This window comes from Variovorax sp. GW821-FHT09D07, from assembly GCF_059416345.1.
In genome coordinates, this window is record NZ_JBWKOY010000007.1 from 244,686 (window position 1) to 269,859 (window position 25,174).

Genomic DNA, 25,174 nt, shown 5'->3' on the forward strand with positions numbered 1-25,174 from the left:
GCTGCTCGGCCACGCCGGATTCATTCACACCTTCTGAGCGCGGCGCGGCGCTAGAGTCCGGGGCTGGATGAACTCGAACCCCGGACACACCGTGCCTCTTTCTTCTTCGCTGTCGACCCCCGCGCGTCGATTCTTCCTGGCGCTGGCCTGCGCCGCCTTCGGCCTGCTGCAGGTGGGCTGCGCCAGCACCCCCGAGGGCGACCCCGTCCACGGCAAGGACCGCGTGCTGAGCTTCGTGGCGGCCAAGGACGGCCGCAAGGTCGCCATCGCCGGCGACAAGTACCACTACGTGTTCGACGGCGACCCGTCCGTGGCCGCGCTGCTGCGCTGGGACGGCCGCACCAAGGTCACGCCCGCGCTCATCGGCGAACTGAAGGTGGCGCGCAACCAGAGCTTCGAAGGCCAGTACGTGCTGATGGCCTTCGACGCCGACCTGACGCCCGAAGACCGCAACTTCCTCGTCCAGACCGGCTTCGCGAAGGCCGAGGTGAAGTACGGCGACCGCACTGGGCCGGTGCTGCGCTACTTCGGCACGGTCTACGGCAAGCGCTACGCGGCGGTGGCGCTGAAGTCGGCCGACACGGTCGATTTCTCGCGCCGCCAGTACCTGAAGTACGTCGAGCAGGAAACGCTCAGCGGCCCCTTCAGCCAGGCCGCGCGTTCGCCGCTGGCGTACGGCGCCGACGGCGCGATGCTGCTGGGCGGCGTGCCGGTGCGCATGGTGGACGGCGGCACCGACCACGGCTGCAGCCTGCGCCTGATGCTGGACATCTGCTTCTTCAAGTAGGCCCGCCGGGCGCCGCTGACCGGGCCGCGACAGCGCGCGGGCCCGGCCTTTGCTATCGTCGTGGATTGCTTTTCTGCGCCGAATCCCTTCCCCCGATGACCCCCGAACCCGTCCTTGCCGCCCGCCTCGTTGCCGACCTCGTCGCCCTCATGCAGCTCGAACCGCTGGGCGGCGACCGCTTCCTGGCCCAGAGCGAGGACATCGGCACGCCCGCCGTCTTCGGCGGCCAGGTGCTCGGCCAGTCGCTCATGGCCGCCAGCCTCACGGTGGGCGCCGAGCGCCCGGTGCATTCGATGCACGCCTACTTCCTGCTGCCCGGCGAGCACGCGCCCATCGAGTACAGCGTCGACCGCGTGCGCGACGGCCGCAGCTTCACCACGCGCCATGTGGTCGCGCGCCAGCAGGACCGCATCATTTTCGAGATGTCGGCCTCGTTCCAGACCGTGGACGAGGGCGTCGAGCACCAGTTCCCCATGCCCGCCGTCGAAGGCCCCGAGGGCCTGACCAGCGAACTCGACCAGCGCATCGCGCTCGGCGACCGCCTGCCCGAACCCTGGCGCTCCAAGGCCATCCAGCCGCACGGCATCGAGTACCGGCGCGTCGACCCCGAAGACCTGCTGCGGCCCGAGGTGCGCCCCACCGAGAACCAGAGCGCCATCTGGATGCGCGCCATCGCGCCGTTGCCCGACGACCTGACGGTGCACCGCGCGCTGCTGGCCTACGCCTCCGACCACGGCTTGCTGCGCGCCGCGATGCTGCCGCACGGCCTGAGCTTCATGAGCGGCCAGGTGCGCCCCGCCAGCCTGGACCACGCGATGTGGTTCCACCGCGATTTCCGTTTCGACGACTGGCTGCTCTATGTGGTCGACTCGCCCAGCGCGGGCGGCGCGCGCGGCCTGTGCCGCGGCAGCCTCTACACGCGTGACGGCCGCCTCGTGGCTTCGGCGGCGCAAGAGGGCATGCTGCGCATCCGCAAGCCGGGATCGCCGCGCACGCCGATCACGGGCTGAACGGCCTGCCTCTTTTTTCAACACTCCCTCACTCGATCGCTCCGGCCATGAAGATCTTCTTCTCTCCCGCGTCTCCCTTCGTGCGCAAGTGCATGGTCGTGGCCCACGAGCTGGGCGTGGCCGACCGCATCGAGAAGCTGCCCAGCGCGGCCGGCCCGGTGAAGCGCGACGCCCGCATCCTGCCGACCAACCCGCTGGGCCAGGTGCCGACCTTCCTCACCGACGACGGCCAGGCGCTGTTCGACAGCCGCGTGATCTGCGAGTACCTCGACACCATGCATGCCGGCGGCCTGTTCCCGGCCAGCGGGCCCGCGCGTTGGGCGCGCCTGACCGAGCTGTCATTGGCCGACGGCATGACCGGCGCCGCGCTGCTCGCGCGCTACGAGACCATGCTGCGCCCCGAGGCGCTGCGCTGGAGCGACTGGACCGACGGCCAGCTCGACAAGGTGCGCACCGGCCTCGAATGGCTGGAAGCGGCGGCGCCGTCGTTCGGCGATCGCGTCGACATCGGCACCATCGCCTTCGGCTGCGCGCTGGGCTACATGGACTTCCGCTTTCCCTCGGTGGACTGGCGCGCCCAGGCGCCGAACAGCGCGAAGTGGTTCGCCGTGTTCAACCACCGGCCGTCGATGCAGGCCACGTTGCCGACGGCCTGAGCGATGACGTTCGACGATCTCTCGCGCCGCACCGGCATCGAAATTCCCCCGCTGCTGCAACAGCTCCTCGCCAGCGGGCCGCCCGATCTGGTCGGCTTCCCCGACTTCGAGTGGCTGGACGCCGAGCAGGCGGCCAACGACCTCGATGAGTGGCTCGACGCCAAGTGGCAGGACGGCCGCCGCTTCCTGCCCTTTGCGCAATCGGGCGCGGGCGACGCCTACTGCCTCGTGCCGCTGGACGGCGGCGCCGTGGGCGTGGCCTTCGTGTGGCACGACGACGAGGAAAGCAGCGTCGGCCACGGCTCGTTCGCCGATTTCGTCTGCGCGAAATTCCTGGAAGCCTTCGTCGACCTGAGCTACCTCGGCGACTGGGACCTGTCCGAGCCCGAGATGGCCGAGCGCATCGCGGCCGACGTGGCCACCGTCACGGCTTTCATGGACGACACGGAAACCGCCGCCTACCTGCAGGCGCTGAGCCGGCAGCCGCTGGTGTCGCGGCCTTTCAAGACGGGCCCGCGCGCCAGACCCGAGCAGGTGCCCTCGCTGATGCCGCAGGCCGAGTTCGAGGAAGACCTGAAGCGCTTCACCCTGCAGGACAGCGCGCCTTTCCCCGTGAAAGCGCGCTGGGACATCGAGGGGTAGGCTACGGGGTTTCATCCGAAGGAGGAACCCACCATGTCAGATCAGAAAGTAGCCATCGTCACCGCCGGCGGCAGCGGCATGGGCGCCGCTGCGGCGCGCAAGCTCGCGGACGACGGCTTTCGCGTCGCCATCCTGTCCTCGTCGGGCAAGGGCGAGGCGCTGGCGCAGGAACTCGGCGGCATCGGCGTCACCGGCTCCAACCAATCGAACGAGGACATCCAGCGCCTCGTGGACAAGGTCATGGCCGAATGGGGCCGCATCGACGTGCTCGTGAACAGCGCCGGCCACGGCCCGCGCGCGCCGATCCTGGAGATCAGCGACGACGACTGGCACCGCGGCATGGACGTCTACTTCCTGAGCGCCGTGCGTCCCGCGCGCCTCGTGGCACCGCACATGGTGAAGCAGGGCGGCGGCGCGATCATCAACATCTCGACCTTCGCCGCCTTCGAGCCCGACCCGGTGTTCCCGACCTCGGGCGTGTTCCGCGCCGGCCTCGCGGCCTTCACCAAGCTCTTCGCCGACCAGTACGCCAAGCACAACGTGCGCATGAACAACGTCCTGCCCGGCTTCATCGACAGTCTGCCCGAGAAAGAAGTGTTCCGCGAACGCATCCCCATGGGCCGCTACGGCCGCAGCGCCGAGATCGCCGCCACCATCGGCTTCCTGGCCTCCGAGGGCGCGGGCTACATCACGGGGCAGAACCTGCGCGTGGACGGCGGCATCACGCGCTCGGTCTGAACCCGGCCACGGCGCCCATGACCGTCCCCGCCCCGGTGCGCCAGCACATGGACCGCACCCTTGCGTCCTACGAAGCGTCCGCGCGCGACTACAACGCGATCGTGGCAGGCCACCGGCCGCCCGAGATCGAGGCCGCCGTGCGCCGCATGATGCAGCGCGTGCCCGCCGGTGGCAGCGTGCTCGAGATCGGTTCCGGGTCGGGGCAGGACGCCGATCTCGTCGAATCCCTGGGCGGGGTCGTGAGGCGCACCGATGCGGTCCAGGCGTTTCTCGACCTGCAGGCCGAGCGCGGCAAGAAGGGCGAGCTGCTCAACGTCGTCACGGATGCGCTGGGCGGGCCGTACGACGCAGTCCTTGCGATGTGCGTGCTGATCCATGTCGATCGCGCGCAGATCGCGCCGGTGCTGCGCAAGGTGTTCGACGCGCTCGCGCCCGGCGGGGTTTTTCTCGCGGCCATGCGCATCGGCGAAGGCGAGACCCTCGGCGACTACCAGACCGTGTACTGGTCGAAAGACGCGTTCGCCGACGCGCTGGCGACGGCGGGCCTTGACCTGCAATGGGGCAGTCAGTGGATCGGCCGCGACGACGTGACGTGGGCCAACTTCCTGGCGTGCCGTCCGCGCTAGCGGACGAACGAGCGAAGACTCACACGCCCAGGTAGCGCGTCCACAGCGACCGGTCGGCGTCGAGCGCGGCCGAGTCGCCCTGCCACACCACGCGTCCGCGCTCGAGGATCACGTGGCGGTCGGCCAGCGGCAGCAGGCGCTGCACGTACTTGTCGACCACCAGGATCGCCTCGCCTTCGGACTTGAGCGTGGCGATGCAGTGCCAGATCTCCTCGCGGATCACCGGCGCCAGGCCTTCGGTGGCTTCGTCGAGGATCAGCAGGCGCGGGTGCGTCGACAGCGCGCGCGCAATGGCCAGCATCTGCTGCTCGCCGCCCGAGAGCTGGTTGCCCGCGTTGGCCTTGCGCTCCGACAGGCGCGGAAAGAGCTTGTAGAGCGCCTCCACGGTCCAGCGCGGCGCGCTGCCGGGGCGGGGCCGCGCGAAGGCGCGCAGGTGCTCGTCCACGCTGAGGTTGGGGAACACATGGCGCCCCTCGGGCACGATGGCCATGCCGCGCCGCGCGATGGCGTCGGGCCGGTGGCCGCCGATGGCCGCGCCGCAGAACTGCACGCCGCCGCGCATCGGCGCGATCGTGCCGGTCAGCACCTTCAGCAGCGTGCTCTTGCCCATGCCGTTGCGGCCCAGCAGCGCCATCACTTCGCCTGCACCGACGCGCACGTCGATGCCGAACAGCACCTGGCTGGCGCCGTAGCCGGCTTCGATGGCGGTGGCCTCGAGCAGGGTGGATTTCGTGGTCGTCGTGCTCATGCGTGTCCTTCCGCTTCGGTGCCGAGGTACACGGCTTGCACATCGGGGTGGCCCCGCACTTCGTCGGCCGTGCCGCTCATCAGCACCTTGCCCTGCACCAGCACCGTGAGCCGGTTGGCAAGGCGGAACACGGCGTCCATGTCGTGCTCGATGAGCAGGATGGCCATCGAGGCGCGCAGCGATTCGATGAGATCGACCATGCGCGCCGACTCGTCGGGGCCCATGCCGGCCATCGGCTCGTCGAGCAGCAGCAGCTTGGGCTCGGCGGCCAGTGCCAGCGCCACGTCGAGCGCGCGCTGCGCGCCGTGCGGCAGCGTGCCTGCGATGCGGTGACGCTCGCTGCCCAGGCCCACGCGGTCGGCCAGCGCGTGGGCGCGGTCGACGAGGTCGCGTTCGTTGGCGCGCGGCGCCAGGAAGCGCAGGCTGCTGCCCGCATGGGCCTGCGCCGCGAGCATCAGGTTGTCGTGCACCGTTTCCTTGGCGAACACGCGCGTCACCTGGAAGCAGCGCGACATGCCGGCGGCCACGCGCTGGTGGTCCTTGTAGGCCGTGATGTCCTGTCCGTCGAGCATCAGCCGGCCCGCGTCGGCCTCCAGCAGGCCGGTGATGAGGTTCACCAGCGTGGTCTTGCCCGCGCCGTTGGGACCGATGAGCGCATGCACCTCGCCGCGCTCCACCGTGAGGCTCACATGGTCGGTCGCCAGCAGGCCGCCGAAGCGCTTGACCAACCCTTCGATTCTGAAAAGGCTCATGGCTTGGCGCTCCCTGCGGCCGTTGCAGCGGAAGCCGCTGCTGCGACCGTGCGGCGTTTTGTCGACAGTGCGGCGAGGCCGCGCGGAGCCCAGAGGGCGACGGCAATCAGCAGCAGGCCCAGCGGCATGTGCCAGTGCTCGGTGTGCTGCTTGAGCGCTTCCTCGAGCACCAGCCAGACCACGGCGCCCACCGGCCCGCCCCAGCTGCGGCCCAGGCCGCCGATGACGACCATCACCACCAGCGTGGCCGACTGCGTCCAGTGCATCGTGGCCGGGCTCACGAAGCCGTTGCCGCCGGCCAGCAGCGCGCCGGCCAGCCCGGCGATCGCGCCCGCGATGGCAAAGGCGACGAGCTGCAGTCGGAACACCGGGTAGCCCAGCGCGCGCATGCGCGTCTCGTTGTCGCGGATGCCCATCAGCGCATGGCCGAAGCGCGCCTGCGTGGCGCGGTGCAGCCACCACAGCGCGAGCGCCACCACCACGAGCACCACCCAGTAGAAGGTCGATTCGTTGCCCAGGTCCAGGCCCGGCAGCAGCGTGGGGCGCGACATCAGCGTGTAGCCGTCGTCGCCGCCGTACTTGCGCAGCGACACGACGACGAAGTACAGCATCTGCGCAAAAGCCAGCGTGGTCATGATGAAGTACACGCCGCGCGTGCGCAGTGCCACCGTGCCGATCAGCGCGGCGACCACGCCGGCCACCAGCGCGGCCAGCGGCCACAGGAGCCAGGCCGACATCACGCCGGCGTCGCTGAGCGCCACCACCGTGTAGGCGCCCATGCCGATGAAGCCCGCATGCCCGAGCGCCACCATGCCGCCGAAGCCGAGGATGAAGTTCAGGCTCGCGGCGGCCAGCGCGACGACGAGCACGCGCCGCACGAAGCCGATGTAGAAGTCGAGCCCGAACAGCGGCGCGACCAGCGGAAAGGCCGCGAGCGCCACGAGGAGCAGCCCGAGGCCGAAGGTGCGTGACGAGGGTTTCATGCGCGGGCGGAGAAAAGGCCCGAGGGCCGGAAGATCAGGACGACGACCATGAGCGCGTACATCGCCACTTCGGCGAACAGCGGTCCCAGGTCGGCCGCCGTGGCGGGCGGCAGCGTGGCGCGCAGCAGCATCGGCACGAAGGCGCGGCCGATGGTGTCGACCACGCCGACCAGCAGCGCGGCCACGAAGGCGCCGCGCACCGAGCCGATGCCGCCGATCACCAGCACCACCAGCGCCGGAATCAGGATGGCTTCGCCCATGCCCACCTGCACCGCGACGATCGGGCCCATGAGCGCGCCGGCCAGTGCGGCCAGCGCCGCGCCGAGCAGGAACACGCCGTTGAAGATGCGGCCCACGCGCACGCCCATGAGCTCGGCCATCGGCCGGTCGGACGCACCCGCGCGCACCCGCATGCCGATGCGCGTGTGGTTCACCAGCACGTACAGCGCCAGCGCCATCAGCAGGCCGCCCGCGAGCACCACGAGGCGGTACGAGGGATAGGGCAGGCCGTCCATCAGCTCGACCGGGCCCGAGAGCGCGGCCGGCGTGGGGGCCATCACGGGCGAGGGGCCCCAGATCATCTTGACGATGTCGTCGGCCACCAGGATCACGCCGAAGGTGGCGAGCACCTGCGCCAGGTGGTCGCGCTTGTAGAGGCGGCGCATCAGCAGCACCTCGATGAGCAGCGCCACCACCACGGTGACGAGCACCGCGACCACGATGGCGGCGGCGAACGAGCCGGTGCGCGTGTGCGCCTCGGCCGCCACGTAGGCGCCGGCCATGAACAGCGAGCCGTGCGCCAGGTTCAGCACGTCCATGATGCCGAACACCAGCGTGAGGCCCGCCGCCAGAAGAAAGAGCATCAGGCCGTAGCCGATGCCGTTGAGCAATTGCTCGAGGACGAGGATGCCGCTCATGGAAAGACGAGCCGCATCACTTCATTGCGCACTTGCTGGCGTAGCTGTCGCCGTAGCTTGTCAGCACGGTGTTGATCAGCTTGTTCGTCACCTTGCCTTGCGCGTCCTTGCCGATCACGCGCAGGTAGAAGTTCTCGATGGGGAAGTGGTTGTTCGCGTACTTGAAGGTGCCGCGCGTCGAGGCGTAGTTGGCCTTCTTCAGGGCAGCGACCACGGCGTCGCGGTTCTGCGCGTTGCCGCCGGCCTGCTTCACGGCGGCGTCCATCGCGAGGATCGCGTCATAGGCCTGTGCGGCGTACACCGACGGGTAGCGGCCGTTGTATTCCTTGCGGAAGGCGGCCACGAAGGCCTTGTTGGCGGCGTTGTCCAGGTCGTGCGCCCAGTGCGAGGTGTTGAACAGGCCGAGCATCGGCTCGCCCACGGCGCCGATCACGTCCTCGTCGGCCGAGAAGCCGCTGGTGACGAGCGTGATGTCCTTGGACAGGCCCGCGCCCACGAACTGCTTGATGAAGTTGATGCCCATCGCGCCGGGCAGGAAGAAGTAGATCGAATCGGGCTTGGCCGCGCGCAGCTGCGCGAGTTCGGCGGCGTAGTCGATCTGGCCCAGCTTGGTGTACAGCTCGTCGGCCACCTGGCCCTTGAACTGGCGCTTGAAGCCGCCCAGGGCATCCTTGCCGGCCGGGTAGTTGGGGGCGATGAGCACGATCTTCTTGAACGCGCGGTCTTGCGCGAACTTGCCGGCGGCCTCGTGGAACTGGTCGTTCTGGTAGGCGGTGCCGAAGAAGTAGGGGCTGCACTGCGCGCCGGCGAACTGGCTCGGGCCGGCGTTGGCCGACAGGTAGGGCACCTTGGCGTTGAACAGCGTCGGGCCCACGGCCAGCGCCACGTTGGAGCCGATGGGACCGCTGAAGATGTCGATCTTGTCGCGCTGGATCATGCGGTCGACCAGCTGCTTGGCCTGGTCGGGGCTGCCGGCCATGTCGGCCTGCACGAACTCCACGTCCTGCCCGCCGAGCTTGCCGTTCAGCTGCTTGATGCCGAGCGCGAAGCCGTCACGCGCCTCGGCGCCCAGGGCCGCGAAAGGCCCCGAGATGTCAAGGGCCAAACCCACCTTGACCGGCGCGGCCACGGCCGACACCGAGGCCCCGAGGGCGGCGCCGCACAGCAGCAGCGAGATCAGGGTGCGCGGCAGCGCGGGCGATTTCAGGAACGTGGGGCGCATCGGGTTCTCCGGCTAGGGAAGGGTTGAGACAACTGAACTGTTGATAGTTAAATACTTTAGCCGTAAACAATTCGGTGTCAACGGTACTAGCACGAATGGTGCCAGTGAACCGCGTGACTTTCGCCACGCCGACCCCTCGCCAAAGGTTACGCAAACGTCAACCGAAGGGGCTGGCCGTCGCGAACCAGAGGCCGATGCCCGTTGCGATGATGAAGGCCCCGTCGGTCACGCCCGCGACCAGGAAGAACTTGGTCTGCAGCGTGTCGACCAGCTCGGGCTGGCGCGTCGTCCCTTCGAGAAACTTCTGGCCCACCAGCGCGATGCCGATGCACGAACCCAGTGCGGCAATGCCGATCAGCAGGGCGACGGCGAGCGGAAGGATGTTGAAGCCGGTCATGGTTTTTTCTCCTGGTGGTTGATGAATCGATGGACCCACTGTTCCAGAAGGGGTGCATCGAATCCATGACGCGGGAGGTCATGCGCCAGACGAAAAAAAGCCGGCCGTCGAAACGGCCGGCCTGGGCTCAGGCGCGAAGCGAGGTGCTTACGGCAGCGGAGTCCAGTTCTGGTTGTTGCCGCCGTTGCAGGTCCAGGTGATCAGCGCCGTGTCCTGCGTGGTCGAGCCGTTCGGCACGTCCAGGCACGAACCCGAGGCGCGGTTGCGCACCGTGCCGCCCACCAGGCTCCACTGCGCCGTGTTGCCCGACGAGCAGGCCACCTGCACCACGGCCGCGTTCGTGGTCGCCGTGCCGTTCTGCGCCAGGCACAGGCCGCTGTGTTCGGCGATGAACTGCACGTAGCCGCCGGTGACGGGCGTCATCGTGAACTTCTCGTTGCCCGCGTTGCCGCACGGCCATTGCACCGCCGTCGCGCCGCTGGTGGTCGAGGCGCCCTTGATGTTCACGCACATCGTCGGGTTGAGGTCGGAGCGCAGCCGCGTGACCACCGCCGGGGCGGTGTCCTGCGAGCGCACGTACTCGCGCAGCGCCACCACGTCGTTCGCCGGCAGGCTGGACGCATTGCCGTGGCCGCCCGCGAGCAGGTCCTGCAGCGTGGCCGCCTGGCCGTTGTGGAAGAACGCGGTGGTGTTCCAGGTGCCCGACAGGGTCGGCGTGTCGAAGCCCACGCCCGCCAGTGGCTGGTTGCTGCCCTTGCCCGACGAGGCCTGGATGGTGCCCACGTCGTGTCGCAGGCCGTCGCGGAAGGTGGCGCCCGTGTGGCAGGTGGCGCACTGGGCCGTGTTGAACACGGTCTGTCCGCGCACCGCGTCCACGCTCAGGCTGCCGTCCGCGGCGCGGGCCGGGCTGCGCATGTACTTGTTGAGCGAACCCAGGTACACGGCCAGGTCGTCCAGCTGCGCGTTCTTGCCGGCCTTGGGCGCACCCAGCGGGGCCTGCGTGGCGGCCCAGTCGGCGTTGCTCAGGAAGCCGGTGCCGCCGAACTCGTTGCGGATGTCGTTCTCGAAGTCCTGCACCTCGTCGAAGTTGGCCGTCCAGTGCAGCTTGCCGTGGCTGGTGCCGCGCCGGCCCTGCAGGCTGATGGTGCGGCGCAGGCCCTCGCCGCGCTGGGTGAAGTCCCACACCATGCCGTCGTCGCCGCCGTCCGCGTGGCAGCTGGCGCAGGAGATGTAGTTGTCCTTGCTCATGCGCCGGTCGGCCGCGTTGTAGAACACCTGCTTGCCGCGCAGCGCCGCGGCCGCCATCGGCTCCTGCGCCACGGTGGCCACGTTCTGCAGGAAGATCGCCGCATTGGTCTCGGCCGACAGCACCTTCGCCACGTCGTGCACCGACACCGAGCGCGCCAGGAAGTTGTTCACGAACAACCGCTTGCGCGCCGCATCGAGGTACAGGCCATGCGGGGCGCTGCTGGCGTTGATCTCGCCGCGAATCGCGCGGGTGTAACTGTCGACGATGGCGACGCGGTTGCCTTCCATCTGCGCCACGAACAGGTAATCGCCGGCGGGCGAGTACAGCGCGGCGCGCGCGGGGGCGCGGTCGTCGAAGTCGATCTGCTCGGAGAACACCTCTGCGGCGCTTTGCAGGTTCACCTGCGACAGGATGGAACGCACCGTCTGGTCGTGCGGCAGGTCCTTGCCGTCGCGGAAGCGGCCGCGCACGATGTTGTCCTTCTTCGAAGGCAGCACGGCACGCGAGCCGTCGGGCGAGATCACCACCTGGCTCAGGTAGTTGGCCACGCCGCGCGCGCGGCTCTCGGTGTCGACGGTCGTGGTGTCCACCGGCAGCGGGATGGTCTGCAGCGCGGTCAGCGACTGCAGGTTCACCTTGTGCAGCTGGCCGCCCGTCATCTTCGACTTGAAGCGCGTGACGTAGGCCACCTGCGAGTCGGCGCTCACGGCGATGCCGCGCACGCCGCCCTCGAGCGCCAGCGCGCCGGTGGTGGCGCCGTTGCTGGGGTCGAAGCTCATGAGCACCGACTTGCTTTCCAGCGTGAGCAGGCCCTTGGCGCCGTTGGGCGTGAAGGCCACGCCGTAGGGGCCGCTGCCGTAGGCCAGCGGGATCGACACCGACTGCGAGCCGTCGGCGGCGTTGAGCGCCACCAGCTTGTCCTCGCCCTGCACCGCGACCCAGATGCGGCCGTCGGGGCCGACGGCCAGCGTCTTGGCCTCGTCCCCGACGCGCACTTCCCACAGCTTGGCGAGGGTCTGCGCGTCGATGGCGGCCACCGTGCCGCTGTCGGGGTTCACCGAGTACACCCGGCTCGCATCGCCCGCGATGTTGGTCGTGTGCGTGGGCGCGGTCGCGGTGACCGGCGCGATGACGGTCACGTTGTAGGTGTAGTAGGTCTCGCGGCCGCTGCTGTCCTTCACCGTCAGGGTCACCGTGTAGTGGCCGGGGGTGGTGTAGGTGTAGCTGGTGTTGGGCTGGTTCGAGAACGCCGTCTGCGTGCCGTTGCCGAAGTTCCAGCGGAACTGCACGCCGCTGGCGCCGAGCGTCGCGGGGTTGAAGCTCAGCTGGCCGTTGACCAGCTTGGGTCCGCCGCCCAGGCCCGGGTCGCCGATGATGGCCTGGCCGCGCAGCGTGTCCACCTCGGCCTGGCCGAGCACGCGGCCGTACACGCGCACCTCGGCCAGCGTGCCCTTGAAGAGCGCGGTGTTGCCCTGGATCTGCCCCATGACCTGGAACTTGGTCGACAGGCCCTTGGTGCCGGTCGGGCCGGTCGACGTGGTCTTCACGCCGTCGACGTACACCGCCTGCGCGCCCGAGGCCGCGTCGCGCGTGAGCACGACGTGGTGCCAGTTGCCGTCGTTCACGGCCGCGGTGGAGGTGGTGCCGCCGTCGTTGCCCACCGAGAGCTTGATGCGCCCGCCGGTGTCCAGCCAGCCCCAGAACACGTCGTCGGTGCCGCCCGACTGGTCGCGACCGAAGATGCCGGGCGCGGTCCAGGAGTTGGCGCCGCCGGCCTGCGTGGTCTTCATGTAGAAGCTCAGCGTGGCGGTGCCGCCCAGCGCGCTGGCCACGGTGTCGTTCTTCAGCGGCACGCCGGCGGTGCGGTTCGCGAAGTTCAGGCCGATGCTCTCGAACGCGTCGCCGGTGGCGGGCGTGCCGTTGTTGGCGCCGATCTGGTCGCCCAGGTTGCCCGTCAGCGGCCAGTGGTGCATCAGGTTGATGTCGCTGGCGTTGCCGGTGTTGAAGGTGGAGCGGTAGTCGGCGCCGATGGCGTTGCCCGCATAGTCCTTCACGCCGTTGGCCGGCAGGAACACCTCATAGCTCGTGCCCGGCAGCAGCGGCTGCGCGGGATGGAAGTTGACGATGCCCAGCTGCACGCTGTAGGTGCCCGCCAGCGTGTTGCCGCCCACCGGACGCACGATGAAGGTGTTGCTGTTCACGCTCTCCGGCAGGATGTTGTCGGTCATGCCCAGGCCGATGCGCGAGCTGAGGGCCTGCTGCTTCGCACCGTTGGCGGGCGAGACCTGCTTCACTTCGGGCTTGGTGGTGTCGGGGTCCACCGCGTGCACGACGAAGCCGCTGCCCGAGCCGTGGTCGTTGCCCACGAAGACGAGGTTGCCGAACATCGCGACCTGGCCGTTGTCCGAATGCGAGAAGTTCGGGTCGTCCTCGCGCAGGATGCTGCCGCGGCCCACTTCCACGTGGTTGAGCGGGTTGCTCACGTCCACCTTGTGGATGCGGGTCTGCGCGCCCTGGATGACGTAGTTGTCCTGCGTGGCGCAGTACAGCTGCTCGTCGATGACGAGCCGGTTGTCCTCGGCCACGAAGCGCGAGCGGTCGCTCAGGTCGTAGCTGTACATCTTGGCGCCGCTGCCGCGCGCGGAGGCGTGCACGCTCTTGCCGTCGAAGCAGGTCGCGTAATAGAACGGCGTGGCGCCGGCGATGGAATCGAGCACCTTGGGGTTGAGCGGGTCGGAGATGTCCAGGCTCGCGAAACCGCCGTTGCTTTCCATTGCGGTCAGCACCATGTGGTTGCCCATCGTGAAGATCGGGCCAAGGCGGAAACCGCCGAGTTCGCCGGTGGGCACCGGGTTGGGCTTGCCGGCGCCGCGGTTGGCGACCACCGCGTTCGCGGGGTCCGTCGCGTCGACGATGAACATGCCCCGGCCGGCCGAGGCCACGTACAGGTAGGGCGCCTGCCACCACAGCTGCCAGGACACGTTCTCGTAGTCGCCCGAGTTGACGCCGGGCAGCGCCAGCTTCTTCACCTGCTTGATGTCGTTGATGTCGGTGAAGTCCCAGAACTCGACGCCGTTGATGCTGGGCAGCACGACGTAGGTCTTGCCGCCGATCTTCGCGGTGCCGAAGGAGTGCGTCTCGCGGAATTCCTTGGTGCGGCCGCCTGTGGCGTCGTCGGGCTCGTAGATCTTCTTGACGAGCCTGATCTGGCGCGGGTTCGACACGTCGTACAGCAGGAAGCCGCCGGGGCCGAGGCCGCTGTCCGGCGCGAAGGAGGTGAGGAAGTAGCCGTTGACCATGATGCCGGCGTTCATGCCGTAATCCTTGCGGCCCGGGTACGTGGCGGGCACGTCGCGCGCCTCGTAGGCATCGCTGTGCGCCGGGTCGAGCGGGTGCGCGGCGCTGGTGATCATCGACACCGGCTTGAACAGTTCCGCCGAGGTGTAGGTGAGGTTGCCCAGGCCCGGCCCCTGCAGCGGGAGCGGGTCGGCCACGATAGCGGCAGCCGCCGTGGCCATCTTGTTGAGGGTCGTCATCGGACTGACCCCGGTGATTGCCGCATGCGTCAGCAATGTGACGCACGGCACCAGGAACGCCATCAGGAAATACCGGATCTTCATCGTCGCCTCCAGGTTGTTTGAAGTTCGCAGGGAACCCTCTTGTCCTTGGTTCTCTCGAGTCACTCGGTCGCTTGCTGGGAAAGCGCACGCGCAGGCGCGCCCCCGGCGGGCAACGCATGCGTTGTCCGCCGTCCACTTCTTCTTCTGTCTTGCTCTCCCGCTGGTTGGCGCCGGCGCCTTCCGCGTGGAAGGCACCGGCGCCTGGGCGTTCTTACTTCACGCCGCCCGATTCATAGAGGTTCCAGGCCGCTTCGGCGCTGGCACCGTCGTGGATCATGGCCATCAGTGCGCTCACCACCGCCGAGGGGTTGGCGTGCTGGTAGACGTTGCGGCCGTACACCATGCCGACGGCGCCCTGGTCCAGGAGCACGCGCGAACGCGCGAACACCTGCTGCAGGTCTTCGCGCCCGCCGCCGCGCACGAGCACGGGGCAGCGCGCGGCCTGCACCACGCGGTGGAAGTCGGTGGCGTCGGTGGTCGGGTCGGCCTTGACGATGTCGGCGCCCATCTCGCGCGCCAGGCGCGTGAGCGTGACGATCTTTTCGGCGTCGCCATCGACCATGTAGCGGCTGGTGGCGGTGGGCGCCTGCATCACCAGCGGCTCGATCATGAGCGGCATGCCGTAGCGGTCGCAGTCGGCGCGCACGCGGGCGATGTTCTGCACGCACTGGCGAAACAGGTCGGGCTCGTCGGGCAGCATGAACAGGTTGACGACCACGCAGGCCGCGTCCCGCTGCACGGCGGGCAGCACCGGGTCGTCCTGGTTCTGCAGCACGGCCCACATCACGCGGTGGTGCACGGCGTTGTAGGGGTTGCCCATGTCCAGGCGCATCACCAGCGCGGGGCGGTCGCGCCCGGGCCGGTCCTGCAGCAGGTCGGACTGCCCGTAGTTCAGCTGGATCGCGTCGGGCTTCGCAGCCACGAGCTTGTCGATCACGCCGGGCATGTCTTCCAGGCCGTCCAGGAAGGTGGGTTCGTTGCACACGCCGTGGTCCAGGGCGATGTCCAGGCAGCGGCCGTTGTGCAGCAGGCGGTTGAGCCGCGCGGTCTTGTCTTTCGACATGAAGGAAGAACTCCGTGTTGAGGAAAAAGGAAGGGAAGAAATGCGCGCGCTCAGGCGAGCGCGTCCAGGTGGCGCTTGGCCGCAGCGTCGATGAGCTGCAGGGCTTCGCCGTCGAGCACGACCGCACCGGCGCCGGCGTTTTCAATGGCTTGCTGGCGCACGCGCGCGCCGCACAGCGCCACCGAGACGGTGCCGCGGGCCACGGTCCAGGCGATCATCATCTGGCCGAAGGAGCAGCCCAGGTGCGTGCGCAGCGGCTCCAGCGTGTCGAAGAAGGCCTTGAGCTTCGCGCGGTTGGCTTCGCTGAAGCGCGGGTTGGTGGCGCGCTGGTCGTCGCCCTTGAACTCGCGCGCGGGGTCGATGGGCCCGGCCAGCAGGCCCAGCGCCAGCGACGAGTAGCCCAGCACCGCCACGTTGTGCTCGGCGCACAGCGGCGCGAGCGTGGTCTCGATGCCGCGGTCGATGAGGCTGTAGAGCTCCTGCGCCGCATCGACCGGGCCGTGCTTCAGGTACTCCGACAGGATCTCGGGCGTTGCGTTGCTCACGCCGATGGCGCGGATCTTTCCCTGCCTCTTGAGCGCCAGCAGCGCGTCCATGGTCTCGGCCACGGGCGTCGTGTGGTCCTGCCAGTGCGTGATGTACAGGTCGATGTAGTCGGTCTGCAAGCGCTTCAGGCTCTCTTCGCATTCGTGGAAGATCGAATCGCGCCCGAGGTAGCGGTACACCGGGTGGCCGTCTTCCTCGAAGAAGTGCGTGCCCTGCTGCGTGTGCCACACCAGGCCGCACTTGGTGGCGATCACGGCCTCGTGGCGGCGGCCCTTCAGAGCGGTGCCGACGATGCTCTCGGAGCGGCCCAGGCCGTAGGCGGGCGCGGTGTCGATCAGGGTCACGCCCGCATCGAGCGAGGCCTGGATGGCGATCACGGCGGCTGCGTTGTCGCCGCCGCCCCACATCCATCCGCCCATGGCCCAGGTGCCCAGGCCGATGGCCGAGCATTCGATGCCCGAGGGGCCGAGGGTGGTCTTCTTCATCTGCGTTGCGTTGCTCATCGCTTGGTCTTTCTCGTGTTCAGGATGTGGTCGATGGTCACGGCCGCGAGCAGGATCAGGCCCTTGATCACGTCCTGCCAGTAAGGCGACACGTCGAGCAGGATCAGCGAGCTGGTCACCACCGACAGCAGCGCCAGGCCGAGCACGGCGCCGAGCACGGTGCCCGAGCCGCCCTTGAGGCTGGCGCCGCCGATCACGGCCGCGGCAATCACGTTGAGTTCCATGCCCATGCCGAAGGTCGGCGTGGCGGCGCCGAAGCGCGCGGTGTAGATCACGCCGGCCAGGCCCGCCGAGGCGGAGCACAGCACCGTGACCCAGAACTTCACGCGGCCCACGCGGATGCCGGCGTACAGCGCGGCCTTCTCGTTGCTGCCGGTGTAGAACACGCGGCGCAGCAGGGTGGAGCGGCGCAGCACGAAGTCGCTCACGATCACGATGGCCAGGAAGATCAGGATCACGGCCGGCACGCCGAACAGCGTGCCCTGGCCGATGAACTTGAACTCGGCCGGCAGCGAGAACAGCGACTGCGGCGTGCCCTGCGTGAGCGCCAGGCACAGGCCGCGCACGATCACCATGAAGGCCAGCGAGGCGATGAAGTGGTTCAGCCCGATGCGCGTGACGCAGCCGCCGATCATGGCGCCGATGAGGCCGCTGGCGCCGATGGCCACCAGGCTCGCGAGCCACGGGTCCATGCCCATGAGAAAGAGTTTGCCGGTCACCACCATCGCGAAGCACACCACCGAGCCCACCGACAGGTCGATGCCGCCGACGATGAGCAGGATGGTCATGCCCACCACCACGATGCCTTCGATGGAGAAGGACAGCAGCATCGCGCGCACGTTGTCCCAGGTGAGGAAGTAGGGCGATGCGAAGCTCATCGCGACGCACAGCGCCACGATGATCAGCACCAGCCCGGCCTCGCGCATGCTCGTGAGCTTGTTGGCCTGCTTCACGGGGTCTCCTGTTCGGCGGGGTTGCAGGGAGCCGGCCGTGGCCGTGGCCGCGGCGCCTGCGTCGATTCTGGTCGGAAAGTTCATGCCATTGCCTCTTCGGGTTCGCAAAGTCCGGAGGCCAGCCGCAGCAGGGCTTCCTCCGTCATCTCGTCATGGGCCAGTTCGCCCGCCAATCGCCCTTCGCGGATCACCAGTGCGCGGTCGCACAGGCCGATGATCTCGGGCAGTTCGGAAGAGATCACCACCACGCCCACGCCCTGGTCGGCCAGGTCGCGCAGGATGTGGTGGATCTCGGATTTCGCGCCCACGTCCACGCCGCGCGTGGGCTCGTCCATCAGCAGCACCGCGGGTTGCGTGGCCAGCAGCTTGGCGATCGCCACCTTCTGCTGGTTGCCGCCCGACAGGCTCGACACCTCGATCGCCACGCCGTCCGACTTCAGGTTGAGCTTGGCGCCCAGCTGCACCGCGAGCCGGTGCTCGGTGGCACGCTGCAGCAGGCCCAGGGCCGAGCTCACGCGGCGCAGCGCCATCGACGAGATGTTCTGGGCAATCGGCAGGTCGAGGAACACGCCGGCCGCCTTGCGGTCTTCGCTCAAGTAGGCGATGCCTTCGCGCAGCGCGTCGCTGTACTTGCGGATCGACAGCGTCTTGCCGTTCAGGCGCACCGCGCCGCGTCGCGCGGGGCGCAGGCCGCACACGGTCTCGGCCAGCTCGCTGCGCCCGGCGCCCATGAGGCCGGCGATGCCGAGGATCTCGCCACGCTGCAGCGTGAAGGAGATGCCGTGCACGCGCTCGTCGTCGGCGATGCCATCGACTTCCAGCACGGGGCCAGCGTTGGCATCGGCGGCGGCGGATTGCTTGGGCGGGTAGTAGTTGCCCAGGTCGCGCCCGACCATGCGGCGCACCAGCTCGTCGGGCGTCATGCCTTCGAGCGGGCCGCTGTGCACGTTGCGCCCGTCGCGCAGCACGGTGGCGCGGTCGCAGTGCGTGAAGATCTCGGCCATGCGATGGCTGATGTAGATGATGCCGATGCCCTGCGCCTTGAGGTCGTGCAGCACCCGGAAGAGTGCGGCCGATTCGTTGTCGGTGAGGGCGGCGGTGGGCTCGTCGAGGATGAGCACCTTGCAATCGAGCGTGAGCGCCTTGGCGATCTCCACCAGCTGCTGGCTCGAAATGCTCAGGTCGCGCACCAGCGCGGCCGGGTCGATGTCCTGGCCCAGGCGTGCCAGCACTGTCGCGGCGCGCGTGTTCAAGGCGGAGAAGTTCATCCACGCCTGTTTGCCGGCGTTGATTTCCGGCATGAAGATGTTCTCGGCCACGGTGGCGTCGGCGCACAGGGCGATTTCCTGGTGCACCAGGCCGATGCCCAGGCGCATGGCGTGGGCGGGGCCGTCGATGACGACCTTCTGGCCGCACAGCACGATCTCGCCTTCGTCGGGCTGGTGGATGCCGTCGATGATGTTCATCAGCGTCGACTTCCCCGCGCCGTTCTCGCCGCACAGGGCGTGGATCTCGCCGGCCTGCAGCGAGAAGTCCACGCCCGAGAGCGCGCGCGAAGCGCCGAAGCGCTTCGCGATGCCGCGCAGTTCAAGCAATGCGGCAGGGGTGCTCACTCGCCGATTCCCTTGGTGCCACGGCGGGCAAGGTACTTGTCCCAGTAGAAGTCGTCGGCGTTGGCCTTGCTCACCACGGCCAGGCCGTTGTCCAGGAAGGGCACCGACATCGGGTTCGTGCCGTTGCGCTTGGCGTCGTTCATCGGGTCGATGAGGCCGGGGTTCTTGGCCAGGAACAGCATCATCATGCCCATGTAGCCCTGCATGCCCTGGTTCGGGTTGATGGCACCGAACACGTCGCCCGACTTGATCATGTCCAGGATCTTGGCGTTGACGTCGCAGCACATCACCTTGATGTTCTTCTTGGTCTCGACCTTGGCCTGCGCCGCGCCGAGCGCCGAGTTGGCCTCGGGCATGAACAGCGCGCCCAGGTTCGGGTTGGCCTGCGCCAGGCTCAGCACGGCCTGGTAGGCCTTGTTCGGGTCCTGGTTGCTGGCGGCGCGGCCGACCAGCTTCATGCCGGGGTGCTTGGCCTTCATGCGGTTGACGAAGGCGGCGATGCGGCGGTCGTGGTTGTCCTGGCCGGGGTTCTCGAGCACGGCGTACTCGCCCTTGCCGTTCAGCGATGCGGCGATGGCGTCGGCGGCCTGGTTGCCTTCGCGGTCGTTGTCGGAGGTGATGAACGAGGTGCGCTTGGAGTTGGGCGAATCGGCCGCGAAGGTCACGACCGGGATGCCCATCGCGGCGGCGCGGTTGATGGGTTCGATGAACGGGTCGGGGTTCATCGGGTGCAGCAGGATGCCGGCGGGCTTGCGCGCCAGTTCCTGTTCGAACGATGCGAGCTGCTTGTTCACGTCGTACTCCGGCGTGCCGGTGTAGCGGGTGCGAACGCCCAGCGTGCGGCCGAGCTGCTTCATCATTTCGTAGACCGGGAACCAGTACTCGACGCCCGAGACCATCACGTTCATCACGTAGACGTCGCTGGCATTGCCGCGCAGGCCGGCACCCGCCGCGGGGGCTGCGGCTTGCTGTTGCGCGAACGCGCTCGCACCGGCCAAGCCGATACCGGCGGCGGCTGCGGACTTCAGGAAATTACGCCTCATTCTTTGTCTCCTCACGTTGACTGGCAGAGCTTTCGGCCTGCCATTGCGTGGCAGACCTGTGGACCGTGGTGTCACGACAGTTGTTATGACAGGATAGAATGTAATGGCGGGCCGTTTCTCCCGATAACTAGGGGAAACGCTACTGGTGACAGCCTTTTTTTCCGTCGAAGCTGTTATGACATGAAGACCAAAATACTGATCGGCATCGACATGGGCTCGAGCAGCCTGAAGGCGCTGGCCCTGGACGCGGGGAGTGGGCGCAGCCTGGCCGTGTCGCGCCTGCCCCTGCGGCATGCGCGGCTGCCCGGCGGCGGGTGCGAGGTGGGCGCGGCGGCGATCCGCGCGGGGCTGACCCACGTGCTCGGCGACGTGGCGCGCCAACTCGGCCCGTGCGCGGCGGACGTGTGCGCCATCGGCTGCACCGGCCACGGGGCGGGCCTGTACGCGCTCGATGCACACAACGAACTCGTCGGCGGCCGCGCCGTCGCCTCCACCGACCAGCGCGCCGATGCGCGCGCACTCGCCCTCTCGGCACGCCACGGCGACCGGCTGTTCGCCGATGTGGGCTGCCGCCCCTGGCCCGGCCAGCCCACGGTGATCGCGGCCGAGTTGCTCGGCGCCGACGCCGTGCGGCGCGGCGAACTGCACCGCCTGCTGTTCGCCAAGGACTACCTCGGCTTTCTGCTGACCGGCGAGATCGCCACCGACGCGAGCGATGCCAGCACCGCCGGCCTGCTCTCGCTGGCCACCGGCGACTGGTCGCCCCTGGCCTTCGAGGTCGCGGGCATCGACGGCCTCGGGCCGCGCGCCTTCGGTCCGCTCGTGCCCAGCGGCCAGACGATGGGCCGGCTGCGCGCCACCGAGGCGGCGCTGTGCGGCCTGCCGGCGGGCATTCCGGTGGCGATGGGCGCCATCGACCTGCTCGCCTCGATGACCGCCATCGGCGCCGAAGACCGCGGCCGCGCCGTGTCGGTGCTGGGCACGTGGTGCGTCAACGCCGTCATCGGCCCGGTGATCGAGCCGCAGCCCGAGGTCGCGGCGCTCGTCAACTTCGGCCGCACGCGCGAGCGCCTGTACATGGAGAACAGCCCCTCGTCGATGGCCAACATCGCGTGGCTGGCCGGCGCGCTCGGGCTGCCCGATGCGCGCGCCGTGGTCGACCTGGCCATGGGCGTGCCGCTGGGCGCGAACGGGCTGCGCTTTCTGCCCTTCATCAACGGCGGGGGTGGCATCACGGCCGGCTTCGTCGGGCTCAAGAGCCACCACACGCCCGCCGACATGGCGCGCGCCGTGGTCGATGCCGTGGCCGCGCTGCATGCGCGCCACACCGCGCGCCTCGCGTCGCAGGGCCTGCCGGTGTCGGCCTCCAGCGTGCTGGGCGGCGGTGCCAGCGACGCGCGCCTGGTGCGCCTGCTCGCGGCGCTGCTGGGCCATCCGGTCGAGCGCTGCGCCGACGACGAAACCGGCGCGCGCGGCGCCGCCCTCTATGCCGCGATGTCGCAGGACCTCGACGACGCGGGGCCTGCCAGCCCGCTGCGCGCGCCCTGCGAACTCATCGAACCCGACGCGCGCGACGCGCGGGCCCATGCCGATTTCAACGCCGAATTCAACGAACTGATCGATCGCATGTCTCCTGTCTTCAACCATCTGTCGGGCGGTGCGTCATGAGCGCGTGGCAACTGCCTTTTGTCCGTCCGGCTTCGCTGGAGGGCCGCCACTTCTCGACGGTGATCGTCGGCGCCGGCATCAACGGCGTGGGTGTGTTCCGCGACCTGTCGCTGCAGCGCGTCGATTGCCTCATCGTCGACAAGGGCGACTTCGGCGCCGGCGCCAGCAGCGCGCCCTCGCGCATGATCCACGGCGGCCTGCGCTACCTGGAAAACGGGAGCTTCTCGCTGGTGGCCGAGGCCACGCGCGAGCGCAACCTGCTGCTGCGCAACGCGCCGCACCTGGTGCAGCCGCTGAAGACCGTGGTGCCGCTGTCGAGCTTCTTCGGCGGGCTGATGAGCAGCGCGCTCAAGTTCTTCGGCCGCACGCCGCCGCAGCGCACGCGCGGCCTGTTGGCCGTGGCCGCGGGCCTGCGCCTGTACGACCTGCTGGGCCGCCGCCAGCGCGTGATGCCGGGCCACCGCATCAGCCGCGTGCCCACCAACGACCGCCGCCTGTTCCGCGCCGCCATCCGCTGGACCGCCACCTTCTTCGACGCCTGGATCAGCCATCCCGAGTGGCTGATCCTCGAGCTCATCGGCGACGCCTGCCGCGACCAGCCGCGCTCGGCCGCCGCCAACTACTGCCGCGTGACGGGCTGCGCGGGCAACATCCTCACGCTGCGCGACGAGATCACCGGCGCGCTGGTGCGTGTCACGGCCGACACCGTGGTGAACGCCACCGGCGCCTGGCTCGACCGCAGCGCGGCCGTGCTCGGCGGCGCCGGCCCGCGCGTGATGGGCACCAAGGGCTCGCACCTCGTGCTCGACCACCCGGCGCTGCGCGATGCGCTCGAAGGCCGCATGGCCTACTTCGAGGCGGTGGACGGGCGCGTGTGCATCGTCTACCCCTTCCTCGACCGCGTGCTGGTGGGCTCCACCGACATCCCGGTGGAAGACCCCGACCAGATCGTCACCGAGCCGGCCGAGATCGACTACCTGATCGACGTGTTGCGCGAGGTGTTCCCCAACATGGCCTTCGACCGCAACCACGTGATCTACACCTACGTCGGCGTGCGCCCGCTGGCGCGCTCCGACGCCGACAAGCCGGGCCAGATCTCGCGCGACCACTCGGTGGTGGTCGACCCGCCGAGCGCCACGCGCGACGTGCCCATCGTCGGCCTCGTGGGCGGCAAGTGGACCACCTTCCGCGCCCTGGCCGAAGAGGCCACCGACCACGTGCTGCGCCACCTGGGCCGCTCGCGCACCGCCTCGACCGAGTCGCTGCCCATCGGCGGCGGCGCCGAGCTGCCGGCCGACGCGGCCGCCACCGAACGCTTCATCGACAAGATGACGGCCGGCTCGGGCCTGGGCCGCGCGCGCGCGCTGGGCCTGCTGCGCCGCTACGGCTCGAAGGCGCTGCCGCTGGCGCAGCGCCTCGCGGCCTCGGGCGACACGCCGCTGCGCCACGCGCCCGAGTACTCGGCGGCCGAGCTCTCGTACCTGTGCATGGAGACCGGCGTCGTGCACCTGGACGACCTCGTGATCCGCCGCACGCTGCTGGCCATCCGCGGGCTGGTCACCGACGACGCGCTCGCCGAGATCGCCGCCGTGGCCGCCGAAGCCCTCGGCTGGGACGCGGCCCGCGCGCACCAGGAACTCAGCGCCTGCGCCGCCGCACTGCGCGAGCGGCACGGCGTGCGCCTGCAGCCGGTGGCGGCCAATGAGCCGGCGCCTTCCGCTTTCGATGCATCATTGATGGCCAGCCCCGTCCTCGGCCCGACCTAACGTGACCCTTTCCACCGCCCCCGACACCGTGTCGACGACCTCGCTCGACCGCAACTCCGAATCGCCGCTGTGGGCGCAGTTCCGCGACGCCATCCGGCTGCAGATCCTGCAGGGCGTGCTGCCCATCGGCGCCAAGCTGCCGTCCGAGGCTGAGCTGGGCGAGCAGTTCGGCATCTCGCGCATCGTGGTGCGCGAGGCGCTGGCCGACCTGGTGCGCAACAACCTCATCTACAAGATCAAGGGCCGTGGCGCCTTCGTGTCGGCGCGCGAGCGCGACGAAGATTTCGTCTCCACCGTGCTGGGCTTTTCCGACGAGATGGAACGCAAGGGCCGCTCGGTGCGCACGCAGATCCTCGTGCAGGAACTGCGCGCCGCCACCGCGCAGGAAGCCGCCGCGCTCGGCCTCACCGAAGACGCGCAGGTGGTCGGCCTCAAGCGCCTGCGCAGCGTCGACGGCGAACTGCGCCTCCTGGTCGAGACGGCGGTGCCGGCCGACCTGGCGCCGGGCCTGCACCGCACGCGGCTGGACGACCGCTCGCTGTACGACGTGCTGCGCCGCCAGTACGGCGTGCGGCTGGTGCGCGCCGAACGCTGGATCGATGCCGTGCTGCCCGACGCGGAAACCTGCCGCCTGCTCGACCTGCCGCAGCCCGAGCCGCTGCTGCGCATCGAATCGATCGCCTACGGCGCCAACGGCCGGCCGCTGGAGCACTACCGCGCGCTGCACCGCTGCAAGACCAGCCGCCTGCACGTGCAGACGACGACCTGAGCTCAGGCCTTCGCGCTGCTGCGCGAAGGCAAGAGCACCGAGGCGATGGCGACCATCATCAGCGCCACCGCCACCCAGTCCTGCCAGTGCACGACCTCGCCGAGCCACACGGCGCCGCTGAACACGCCGAGCACGGGGATGAACATCACGCTCAGGGTCGAGGCCACCGGCGGCAGGCCACGCGCCAGGTAGAACCAGGCCGCGTGCGCGAAGCCGAAGATCAGCACCGCGTTGTAGGCGATCGATCCCCAGGTCACGGCGCCCGGCGAGCGCCATTGGTCGCGCTCGAACAGCAATGAGAGCACCGTCATCACCACGGCCGTCATGGCCGTCATCCAGAACGAGAGCGTGAGCGTGGGCAGCCCGATGCGCGTGTGGCGCAGCAACTGCGTGCCCAGCGCCCAGGTGGCGGCGGCCACCAGCGCCAGTGCCACGTAGCCGGGGCGGCCCGCGAAGTCGGTGAGCTCGTGCCACAGCAGCAGCCCGACGCCGATGGCGCAGGCGCCCACGCCGGTCCAGGCGCGGCGCGTGAGCACGGCCGAGAACAGCAGCGCGCCGATGACGGCGGAGAACACCGGCATCGTGTAGCCCAGGATCGCGGCGCGCCCGCCCGAGAGCGCCTTCACCGCCAGGATGATGCAGGCGTGCCAGACGAACATGTTGGTCGCGCCCAGCCACACCAGCTCGGGCCAGGCGCTGCGCGGCACGCGGAACGGCACCTTCATCACCACCAGCGCGATCGCCAGCACGGGCACGCCCAGCCAGATCGAAATCGCGCGGAAGGCCAGCGGCGGGTAATCGGCCACGCCGAGCTTCATCACCGGCCAGTTGAAGCCCCACGCGAGGGTGAGGAGCACGAGCAGAACGAACTGGCGCGGCGTGAAGGAAGGCATGGGCCGCGAT

General features: G+C 69.3%; 22 protein-coding genes. 9 read left to right on the forward strand and 13 right to left on the reverse strand.

All coding sequences use genetic code 11. The features are described 5' to 3' along the window. The first annotated feature begins 91 nt into the window (after positions 1-91). From AC07OX_RS23955 to AC07OX_RS23980, 6 genes are all read left to right on the forward strand, one after another. Positions 92-787: a hypothetical protein gene (locus tag AC07OX_RS23955; RefSeq protein ID WP_255221127.1), complete on the forward strand. Its 696-nt coding sequence runs from the start codon at positions 92-94 to the stop codon at positions 785-787. A 95-nt stretch (positions 788-882) separates the two neighbouring features. After that, on the forward strand, positions 883-1,797 hold the full coding sequence (locus AC07OX_RS23960) for an acyl-CoA thioesterase (protein WP_062476073.1): 915 nt from the start codon (positions 883-885) through the stop codon (positions 1,795-1,797). A gap of 47 nt (positions 1,798-1,844) precedes the next feature. Then, positions 1,845-2,453, forward strand: a complete 609-nt coding sequence (locus tag AC07OX_RS23965; RefSeq protein ID WP_307589813.1) for a glutathione S-transferase — start codon at positions 1,845-1,847, stop codon at positions 2,451-2,453. A gap of 3 nt (positions 2,454-2,456) precedes the next feature. Then, positions 2,457-3,095 carry an SMI1/KNR4 family protein gene (locus tag AC07OX_RS23970; RefSeq protein ID WP_492733457.1) on the forward strand — a complete coding sequence of 213 codons (639 nt, stop codon included), beginning with the start codon at positions 2,457-2,459 and terminating at the stop codon, positions 3,093-3,095. A gap of 33 nt (positions 3,096-3,128) precedes the next feature. Beyond that, the gene (locus AC07OX_RS23975) at positions 3,129-3,833 is read left to right on the forward strand and encodes an SDR family oxidoreductase (protein ID WP_495262114.1); all 705 of its coding nucleotides are present in this window, start codon (positions 3,129-3,131) and stop codon (positions 3,831-3,833) included. 17 nt (positions 3,834-3,850) lie between these two features. After that, on the forward strand, positions 3,851-4,459 hold the full coding sequence (locus tag AC07OX_RS23980) for a methyltransferase (protein WP_495262115.1): 609 nt from the start codon (positions 3,851-3,853) through the stop codon (positions 4,457-4,459). Positions 4,460-4,478: 19 nt separating this feature from the next. On the opposite strand, the gene AC07OX_RS23985 is transcribed toward AC07OX_RS23980, so the two are convergent. From AC07OX_RS23985 to AC07OX_RS24040, 12 genes are all read right to left on the reverse strand, one after another. Beyond that, positions 4,479-5,207 (reverse strand): ABC transporter ATP-binding protein, encoded by a 729-nt coding sequence (locus AC07OX_RS23985; protein ID WP_070063431.1) that lies wholly within the window; start codon positions 5,205-5,207, stop codon positions 4,479-4,481. Further along, on the reverse strand, positions 5,204-5,959 hold the full coding sequence (locus AC07OX_RS23990; RefSeq protein WP_159273561.1) for an ABC transporter ATP-binding protein: 756 nt from the start codon (positions 5,957-5,959) through the stop codon (positions 5,204-5,206). The genes AC07OX_RS23985 and AC07OX_RS23990 overlap by 4 nt, the downstream gene beginning before the upstream one ends. Further along, complete coding sequence (locus AC07OX_RS23995; RefSeq protein WP_495262116.1) at positions 5,956-6,942, reverse strand: branched-chain amino acid ABC transporter permease; 987 nt, start codon at positions 6,940-6,942, stop codon at positions 5,956-5,958. The genes AC07OX_RS23990 and AC07OX_RS23995 overlap by 4 nt, the downstream gene beginning before the upstream one ends. Beyond that, entirely contained in the window at positions 6,939-7,859 is a 921-nt protein-coding gene (locus tag AC07OX_RS24000) for a branched-chain amino acid ABC transporter permease (protein ID WP_062476050.1), read from the reverse strand. Before AC07OX_RS24000 ends, AC07OX_RS23995 begins: the two co-directional genes overlap by 4 nt. A gap of 16 nt (positions 7,860-7,875) precedes the next feature. Beyond that, positions 7,876-9,081 (reverse strand): ABC transporter substrate-binding protein, encoded by a 1,206-nt coding sequence (locus tag AC07OX_RS24005; RefSeq protein WP_495262117.1) that lies wholly within the window; start codon positions 9,079-9,081, stop codon positions 7,876-7,878. Positions 9,082-9,238: 157 nt separating this feature from the next. Continuing rightward, the gene (atpE, locus tag AC07OX_RS24010) at positions 9,239-9,478 is read right to left on the reverse strand and encodes a F0F1 ATP synthase subunit C (protein WP_062476044.1); all 240 of its coding nucleotides are present in this window, start codon (positions 9,476-9,478) and stop codon (positions 9,239-9,241) included. A 147-nt stretch (positions 9,479-9,625) separates the two neighbouring features. Next, positions 9,626-14,347 (reverse strand): Ig-like domain-containing protein, encoded by a 4,722-nt coding sequence (locus tag AC07OX_RS24015; protein WP_495262118.1) that lies wholly within the window; start codon positions 14,345-14,347, stop codon positions 9,626-9,628. Between the two features lie 211 nt (positions 14,348-14,558). Next, positions 14,559-15,410 carry a class I fructose-bisphosphate aldolase gene (locus tag AC07OX_RS24020; RefSeq protein WP_070063426.1) on the reverse strand — a complete coding sequence of 284 codons (852 nt, stop codon included), beginning with the start codon at positions 15,408-15,410 and terminating at the stop codon, positions 14,559-14,561. Between the two features lie 50 nt (positions 15,411-15,460). After that, complete coding sequence (locus tag AC07OX_RS24025) at positions 15,461-16,459, reverse strand: aldo/keto reductase (RefSeq protein WP_495262119.1); 999 nt, start codon at positions 16,457-16,459, stop codon at positions 15,461-15,463. Beyond that, positions 16,456-17,496, reverse strand: coding sequence for an ABC transporter permease (locus AC07OX_RS24030; protein WP_070063424.1), 1,041 nt, complete (start codon positions 17,494-17,496; stop codon positions 16,456-16,458). The genes AC07OX_RS24025 and AC07OX_RS24030 overlap by 4 nt, the downstream gene beginning before the upstream one ends. Next, positions 17,493-19,025: a sugar ABC transporter ATP-binding protein gene (locus AC07OX_RS24035; protein WP_495262120.1), complete on the reverse strand. Its 1,533-nt coding sequence runs from the start codon at positions 19,023-19,025 to the stop codon at positions 17,493-17,495. Before AC07OX_RS24035 ends, AC07OX_RS24030 begins: the two co-directional genes overlap by 4 nt. Then, positions 19,022-20,068 carry a substrate-binding domain-containing protein gene (locus tag AC07OX_RS24040; RefSeq protein ID WP_056584185.1) on the reverse strand — a complete coding sequence of 349 codons (1,047 nt, stop codon included), beginning with the start codon at positions 20,066-20,068 and terminating at the stop codon, positions 19,022-19,024. The genes AC07OX_RS24035 and AC07OX_RS24040 overlap by 4 nt, the downstream gene beginning before the upstream one ends. Positions 20,069-20,248: 180 nt before the next feature. Between AC07OX_RS24040 and AC07OX_RS24045 the strand changes: the two genes are divergently transcribed. The 3 genes from AC07OX_RS24045 to AC07OX_RS24055 are packed head-to-tail and all read left to right on the forward strand — an operon-like array spanning position 20,249 to position 24,271. Then, positions 20,249-21,736, forward strand: a complete 1,488-nt coding sequence (locus tag AC07OX_RS24045) for an FGGY family carbohydrate kinase (RefSeq protein ID WP_495262121.1) — start codon at positions 20,249-20,251, stop codon at positions 21,734-21,736. Continuing rightward, positions 21,733-23,502: a glycerol-3-phosphate dehydrogenase/oxidase gene (locus AC07OX_RS24050; RefSeq protein ID WP_495262122.1), complete on the forward strand. Its 1,770-nt coding sequence runs from the start codon at positions 21,733-21,735 to the stop codon at positions 23,500-23,502. Before AC07OX_RS24045 ends, AC07OX_RS24050 begins: the two co-directional genes overlap by 4 nt. A gap of 1 nt (position 23,503) precedes the next feature. After that, positions 23,504-24,271, forward strand: coding sequence for a GntR family transcriptional regulator (locus AC07OX_RS24055; protein WP_172438465.1), 768 nt, complete (start codon positions 23,504-23,506; stop codon positions 24,269-24,271). Between the two features lie 2 nt (positions 24,272-24,273). Here the strand turns inward: AC07OX_RS24055 and AC07OX_RS24060 are convergent, their stop codons facing one another. Beyond that, on the reverse strand, positions 24,274-25,164 hold the full coding sequence (locus AC07OX_RS24060; protein ID WP_492731580.1) for a DMT family transporter: 891 nt from the start codon (positions 25,162-25,164) through the stop codon (positions 24,274-24,276). Between the last annotated feature and the right edge of the window lie 10 nt (positions 25,165-25,174).